The 6830-nt window shown below is 62.3% G+C and carries 8 protein-coding genes (1 of these 8 only partly in view); 6 read left to right on the plus strand and 2 right to left on the minus strand.

All coding sequences use genetic code 11. The annotated features are described in order from the left end of the window. Positions 1-2: 2 nt before the first annotated feature. Together KW403_RS09150 and KW403_RS09155 are read left to right on the plus strand one after the other, a co-directional pair. On the plus strand, positions 3-1016 hold the full coding sequence (locus tag KW403_RS09150; RefSeq protein WP_223019201.1) for a serine hydrolase domain-containing protein: 1014 nt from the start codon (positions 3-5) through the stop codon (positions 1014-1016). An 8-nt stretch (positions 1017-1024) separates the two neighbouring features. After that, entirely contained in the window at positions 1025-2152 is a 1128-nt protein-coding gene (locus KW403_RS09155; RefSeq protein WP_223019202.1) for an anhydro-N-acetylmuramic acid kinase, read from the plus strand. On the opposite strand, the gene KW403_RS09160 is transcribed toward KW403_RS09155, so the two are convergent. After that, positions 2149-2586 (minus strand): GNAT family N-acetyltransferase, encoded by a 438-nt coding sequence (locus KW403_RS09160; RefSeq protein ID WP_223019203.1) that lies wholly within the window; start codon positions 2584-2586, stop codon positions 2149-2151. The genes KW403_RS09155 and KW403_RS09160 overlap by 4 nt on opposite strands. An 80-nt stretch (positions 2587-2666) precedes the next feature. Further along, positions 2667-3563 carry a dihydrodipicolinate synthase family protein gene (locus tag KW403_RS09165; RefSeq protein WP_223019204.1) on the minus strand — a complete coding sequence of 299 codons (897 nt, stop codon included), beginning with the start codon at positions 3561-3563 and terminating at the stop codon, positions 2667-2669. A gap of 194 nt (positions 3564-3757) precedes the next feature. Between KW403_RS09165 and KW403_RS09170 the strand changes: the two genes are divergently transcribed. The 4 genes in view from KW403_RS09170 to KW403_RS09185 are tightly spaced (at most 56 nt apart) and all read left to right on the plus strand, a layout consistent with a single transcriptional unit that may run on beyond the window. Next, complete coding sequence (locus tag KW403_RS09170) at positions 3758-4513, plus strand: FCD domain-containing protein (protein ID WP_246637736.1); 756 nt, start codon at positions 3758-3760, stop codon at positions 4511-4513. 45 nt (positions 4514-4558) lie between these two features. Then, positions 4559-5521 carry a sialic acid TRAP transporter substrate-binding protein SiaP gene (locus tag KW403_RS09175; protein WP_223019205.1) on the plus strand — a complete coding sequence of 321 codons (963 nt, stop codon included), beginning with the start codon at positions 4559-4561 and terminating at the stop codon, positions 5519-5521. 56 nt (positions 5522-5577) lie between these two features. Next, positions 5578-6057 (plus strand): TRAP transporter small permease, encoded by a 480-nt coding sequence (locus KW403_RS09180; protein WP_223019206.1) that lies wholly within the window; start codon positions 5578-5580, stop codon positions 6055-6057. Then, a protein-coding gene (locus KW403_RS09185; protein WP_223019207.1) for a TRAP transporter large permease crosses the window boundary here: on the plus strand, positions 6054-6830 show its 5' portion. The gene runs 498 nt beyond the window's last position; 777 of the gene's 1275 nt are visible here — the first part of the coding sequence; it begins with the start codon at positions 6054-6056; its stop codon lies beyond the right edge, outside the window. Before KW403_RS09180 ends, KW403_RS09185 begins: the two co-directional genes overlap by 4 nt.

A 6830-nucleotide genomic window follows, 5' to 3' on the forward strand; every position in this document is an offset into this window, starting at 1 on the left:
GCATGACAGACACGCCTGCGTTTGCGCCGCGCTTCGAGCGCGCCTTTGACCTGCTGAACGCTTCGGTGGGGGCGGGGCGCATTCCCGGCGGGGTGCTTGGTGTGATCGACCGGGATGGCGGGCGCATGGTGCGCGCCACCGGTTATGCGCAGCGCGTGCCGCGCGAGCGCGAAATGCGCACCGACACCTGGTTCGACCTCGCATCGCTGACCAAGGTGATCTTCACCACCACGCGCATTCTCGAACTGGCGAAAGAGGGCGTGATCGATCTCGATGCGCCGCTCACCACGCTTTTGCCGGATCTGCGGCAATACGATCCGGGCGCATGGGAACGGCAGGTGACGTTTCGCCAGTGCCTCGGCCACCAGACGCCGTTTCCGGCGGTGGAGCCGATCTACACCTATGGCCGCGATGCGGACCTTTTGCGCGCCTTCATTCTCCAGCGGCGCTGGGAAAAAGGCCCGCCGGTCTATTCCGACATCAATTTCATTCTGCTCGGCTTCGCGCTGGAGCGGCTTGCGGGCAAAAGGTTGCGGGAATTCGATCCGGGGCCGGGCTTCGCTTTCGCCGCCGATCCCGAAAAGGCGGCGGCAACCGAGGACTGCACATGGCGGCACCGGGTGCTGTGCGGCGAGGTGCATGACGACAATTGTTCAGCGCTTGATGGCGCGGGGCATGCCGGACTGTTCGGCACGGCCGATTCAGTGCTCGATTTCGCGGCCGGGCTTTTTGCGGGTGACACGGAAGGTGATGAGACGGTGGCGCTGATGCGCACGCCGCTTTCCGAAAAACGCACCCATGGCTGGGAACGGCCATATGAAAACTGGCCCGGCGGGGCGCTGGCCAGCGCCGGCACGATCGGGCATACGGGCTTCACGGGAACAGGGCTGTGGGTCGATTTCGACAATGGCCTTGCGTGGACCCTTCTCACCAACCGCATACATCCGACCCGGCATTTCGACAGCGGCATCGCCACCTTGCGACAGGCGGTCGGCGATTGCATGAACGCAGGATAGGAGCGCAGATGGCTGAAGGATTTGAACCGATATGGGCCGTCGGTCTGATGACCGGAACCGTGCTCGACGGAAACATCGACGTGGCGCTTCTGAAAACGGATGGCGAGCGCATCGAAGCGTTCGGTGCCTACACGCTGGCGCCTTATCCGCAATCGACGCGCGACCTCCTGGAAGAAACGCTGCAGCAGGCACGGGCCTGGAATTTTAAGGGCGATGAACCTGCGATCTTCGCGAAGGCGGAAGAGGTTTTGACGCGCGCACAGTCAGAGGCCGTGCGTGCGCTGGTGGAAAGCCATGGTCTGACCATGGCCGACATCGGCGCGGTCGGCTTTCACGGGCAGACGGTTCTGCACCGTGCGCCGCAGGAAGGGCGTCTCGGCGAGACGCGGCAGCTCGGCGACGGCGCGCTGATGCATTCCATTCTGGGCTGTCCGGTGGTCTATGATTTCCGCTCGGCGGACATGCGCGCCGGCGGGCAGGGCGCGCCGCTTTCGGCAGCCTATCACGCGGCTCTTTTGCGCGATGTGGATTCGAGCGGCGAGACGGCGGTGCTCAATCTGGGCGGCGTGGCCAATGTAACCTGGTGGGATGGTGCGGACCGGATGATCGCGTTCGACACCGGCCCGGCCAATGCGCCGATCAACGATTTTGTCAAGGCACACGGGCTTGGCGAGATGGACCGCGACGGCGCGCTTGCTGCTTCCGGCACGGTGGATGAGGCGCGGCTTGCGGAGCTGTTGAAGCATCCCTATCTCGCCTCGCCATATCCGAAATCGCTCGACCGGTTCGACTTCGGCGCCTCCATGGCGGATGGGCTCGATGCCAAGACGGGGGCGGCGACGCTGACGGCCTTCACCGCATCGGCGGTCGGCAAGGCGCTCGATCTTCTGCCGGTTCGGCCCAAGCGGCTTATCGTGTGCGGCGGTGGCCGGCACAATCCGACCATCATGAAGATGCTGGGGGAACGCGCGGGCGTGGAAGCAGCCCCCGCCGAAACAGTGGGCTGGCGTGGCGACGCCATCGAGGCCGAGTGCTTTGCGTTCCTGGCGGTGCGCGTGCTGCGCGATCTGCCGATCAGCTTCCCGACGACGACGGGCGCGCCCGAGCCGCTGCGCGGCGGAAAGGTCGCCCGTTAATCGCTGGTCGCTGGGCCAAGCCGTTTCTGAAGAAAAATGCGGCTGCGGCCTTTCGGAAAGTCATCCATCCGGCCGAACTCTTTATAGCCCTGGCGCGTATAGGCCTTTTCCGCGCCAGGATTGAACGTGTCGATGAAGGCGCCGTGGCAGCCGCGCCGCTCTGCCTCTTCTTCCGCCGCAGTCAGCATACGCCCGGCCATGCCCTGCCCGCGCAGGCTTTCATCCACCCACAGTTTCTGAACGTAGAGCCAGCCCCATGCGGTGTAGCCGGAAATACCGGCGACCACCGCACCGCGTTCATCGCGCACGATGATGGCGAGCGTGGCTTTTTCGGACGGACCCACATCGGCGTCGTTGAATGCGGCGAGTTCGGTTTCCACCCGTGCGAGCGCGGCCTCATCCGGCGTATCGGTGATTTCGATTGTCACGCTCATGGTATTCCCGCCTCTGCGAAAACAGTGCCGATTGTTCTAACCGTCGAGCTGGAAACGGCAAGGCGCGGAGAGAGCGAAAATCAATCCACCCAGGTAGCGATTTCCGGATCGGCCAGAATGGCGCTTATGCGCGCATCGCAATCGTCGACCAGCGGGGCCAGCGGCAGGCGCGTCGGGCCGCAGTCGACCCCGCGTTGACGGAGTGCTGCCTTCATGCCCGGCAGCACGCCGGTTTCCATCAGGGTTTCCACGAAGCGCTGCGAGATCGTCTGCAGTTCCTGGGCGCGCTCCAGCGAACCTTTCTTCACTGCCTCGTTGAGCGCGGCATAGAGCCTGCCAAGCAGATTGTAGGTGGTGCCGATGCCGCCATGCGCGCCCATGACCGCGCCTGAAAGATAGACTTCGTCGAAACCGAAGAAAAACGTCTTCTCGGGAAACCGCCGCCGCAGTGTGGCAAACTTGAAGAGGTCCATCGAGGTGAACTTGATGCCACCGACGCCGGGGAGGGTGAGAATGCGTCCGAGCAGGTCAAGACTGAAGGGACGTCCCGTGCGGACTGGCACTTCATACACAATGAGCGGCAGGTCGGTGGCGGCTGACAGCGCTTCGTAATAGGCGAAAATCTCGCGATCCGAAAAAGGGTAGGAATGCGGTGGCAGGGCCGAAAGGCCGTGATAGCCAAGCTTCTGCGCATTCTGTGCAAGCCGGATCGAATCGCGAAGATTGGGAACGCCCACATGCGCGATTAGCGTTGCGGCAGCGCCTTGCGCATCTTCGGCGACGACCGCCTGCTGCGCCAGAAGTTCATCAACGCCCAGAAGACCCGATTCGCCACTGCTGCCGCCCACATATAGCCCGTCGAGCCCCTGCCCCAGCACATAGGCATCGATCGCCTTCTGGCGTCCGGGATCGAAATCGCCCTTGTCGCTGAGGCCGGTGAGGAGGGCGGCATACATGCCCGCCAGCGGATTGGTCATGCGGCTGTTCCTTGCGTTCTGGAAGCGGCGTTCTTGTCCTGTCTGCCGTGGAATCGTCCCTTTGGCAGGCTGCATCAGCATAGAAGGGGATTTTTGTTTGACAAGAATTATGTTTGGTAATACCAAAAAATGAGTTTGGACAAGCAGACCTGCCGTTCAGTGAGGGAGGCAGGGCTATGTGGGAGTTGAGAAACGTGTCCGCTGCCCAACCGGAAGACATGGTCGAAACGCGGCGCGTCTCCGACGAGATCGCCGAAGCGTTGATCGAGGAAGCGCGCGAGGGCCGTCTGGAAACCGGAACGTTTTTGCCGACCGAACGGGAGCTCTGCGAGCGCTTCTCCGCTTCGCGCCCCACGGTGCGTGCAGCGCTCCAGCAGATGCAGGCGCGGGGCTATGCGGAGGCAGGTGCGGGGCGCCGCCCGCGTGTTGCGCGACCATCGCTGCAGACCGTGCTGCAACTCGCCGGCGATCACATCCGCGACATTTTCGGCGATGCGGAAAGCGGCGCGCATCTGGAGCAGATGCGCCAGTTCATCGAAGCCGGTGCGGCCCGCGAAGCCACCAAGCGGGCAGACAATGTGCAGATCGCGAAGCTGCGCGCGGCGCTGGAGGAGAATTTCGAGGCAATCGGCACGAGCGAGTTTGCCCGAACGGACAGCGCCTTTCACCGTGTACTGGTGTCGGTCGTGGGGAATCCGGTGATTCTCAGCCTGCATGACATGTTTGTCAGCGCCATGCTTGCGCAGCGGCCGCCGACGGATGACCCGGCCAAGCACGACACGGTCGCCTATGAAGAGCACCGGGCGATCTATCAGGCCATTATCGATGGCGACATCGTCACCGCGACGGACGTGATGGACCGGCATCTGGCGCGCTCCTATCGCGCGCGGTTGAAAAGCCCGCGAAAGGTCTCCGACTACTTCCAGAAAGAAGCAGACAAAACCGACTGACACGACAGGCCGGGAAGCCTGTTCAACATTCCAAGGGAGGATTGCATGAAACTGATTTCGAAACTGATGCTCGGCGCGGCCGCTCTGGCTCTTAGCACCGCTGCACTGCAGGCGAAGGAACTGACCTTCGGCATGCAGGACAATGAAGTCTCCAATGTCTATCGTGGCGCGCAGGCGTTTCAGGAAAAGCTTGCCGAAATCTCTGGCGGCGAGATGACGGTGAAAATTTTCCCGTCCTCGCAACTGGGCGACTTCAAGGCCATGGTGGCGCAGGTTCAGGCAGGCGAGCTCGACATGGTCATGACCGGCTATCCCGATATGAGCTATGTCATCCCCGAGCTGAAGCTGATCGGCGCGCCCTATGTGGTGCGCGATTTCGATCATCTGCAGAAGATCGTTGCGGGCCCGTGGGGCCAGAAGATGGACGAGAAGTTCGAAGCTCAGGGCATCGAGCTGCTCGATACCTGGTACTATGGCACGCGCCAGACCACCTCGAACAAGGCGATCGAATCCATGGACGACATGAAGGGCCTGCGCATGCGCACCCCGAACGTACCGTTCCTCATCGCCTATGCCGAGAATGTGGGTGCGACGCCGGCGCCGGTGGCGTTTCAGGAGGTTTATCTCGCGCTCCAGACCAACCAGGTGGATGCGGAAGAAAACCCGCTTCCGACCATCGAGGCCATGAAGTTCTACGAGGTGCAGAGCCACATCGCGCTCACCAATCACTTTGTGGCGTCCTCGGCGGTGCAGATTTCCAAATCGGTCTGGGATGGCCTGTCCGATCAGGAAAAGGAATGGGTGCAGACGGCTGTCGAGGCCGGTGGCGACGCCTCCGACGAACTGACCTTCAAGGCCGAAAAGGATTTGCTGGAAACGTTCAAGGAGCGCGGCCTGACCATCACAGAGCCGGATCTCGAGCCCTTCCGCGCCGCCATGAAGCCCTATTATGACGAGCTCGAAGCCGAGTTCGGCGAAGGGTCGATTGCCGAAGTGATCGGCGACTGAAGCATGGGGCGGGGCATGCGCCCCGCCACTTTTCCCTCGATAGCTGGGGTCATCGCATGTCGTTTCTGCGCAGATACAGCCTCGAAGGCTCTGTCGCTTCCATGTTCTTCATCATTCTGTTTGGCGTGCTTCTGATCCAGATCTTTGGCCGCACACCGCTTTTCACCGGGCCGGTCTGGACGGAGGAGGCGGCGCGCTGGATATGGGTCTGGATGGCTTTCATTGGCATTGCAGAAGTGGAACGCCAGAACGGGCAGCTGCGCATGGGCTTCATCGCGGACGCGCTGCCACGCTCCTGGCGTCGTTTGCTCTTTGTCCTGATTGATCTGGTCTATCTGGCGCTCGTCGCCCATCTCGTCTGGATCTCCTACAAGACCGTGCTGCGGACCTGGAACAATGAAGCGGTGACGCTGCCCATGAGCGATGCGGTTCTCTACGCATCCGGGCTGGTGGCCTCGGTCCTCATTCTGCACCGCATTGCGCGGCGGCTTGCCATGCTGGTGCGCGGCGGGGATGCCGGGGAGGTCCATCAATGATCCTTGCAACGATTGGTGCCGCCTGGCTCGTCATGGTGCTGGTGGGTGTGCCCATCGGCGTGGCCATGATCTTCGTCTCGATGGGCTATTTCTATTATTCGGGCATGGGCATTTCCTTTGCCATGCAGCGCATGGTGGACGGGCTGAACAGCTTTCCGCTGCTGGCGGTTCCGCTCTTCATCCTGGCGGCGGCGATCCTCAATTCGGCAGGCATCACACGCCATCTCTTCGGCTTTGCGCGCGCGCTGGTGGGGCACATCACGGGCGGGCTCGGCCATGTGAACGTGCTCGCCTCGCTCTTCTTCTCAGGCATGTCCGGCTCGGCGCTTGCCGATGCGGGCGGGCTTGGCAAGATGGAGATCGAGTCCATGCGGGAGGCCGGCTATGACGACGATTTCTCCGGTGCCGTCACCGCAGCCTCCTCAATGATCGGCCCGCTGGTGCCGCCATCCATCACCATGGTGCTCTATGGTGTGGTGTCGAACACCTCCATCGGGCGGCTGTTCCTGGGCGGCATCGTGCCCGGTGTTCTTTGTGCTGCCTCGCTGATGGTGATGGTCTATGTGCTGGCCAGACAGCGCAACTACCCGCGTGACACATGGCAGGGCATGGGCAATGTCGGCGTCCTGTTCGTCAAGTCGTTTCCCGCCCTTGCAACCCCCTTCGTGATCGTCGGGGGCATTTTCAGCGGCCTGTTTTCGCCCACGGAAGCGGCGGCGGTGACCGTGCTCTATGCCATCCTGATCGATCTTGTCTTCTACCGCGAACTGACC

It is taken from the genome of Nitratireductor kimnyeongensis (genome assembly GCF_019891395.1).
GTDB lineage: Bacteria > Pseudomonadota > Alphaproteobacteria > Rhizobiales > Rhizobiaceae > Nitratireductor > Nitratireductor kimnyeongensis.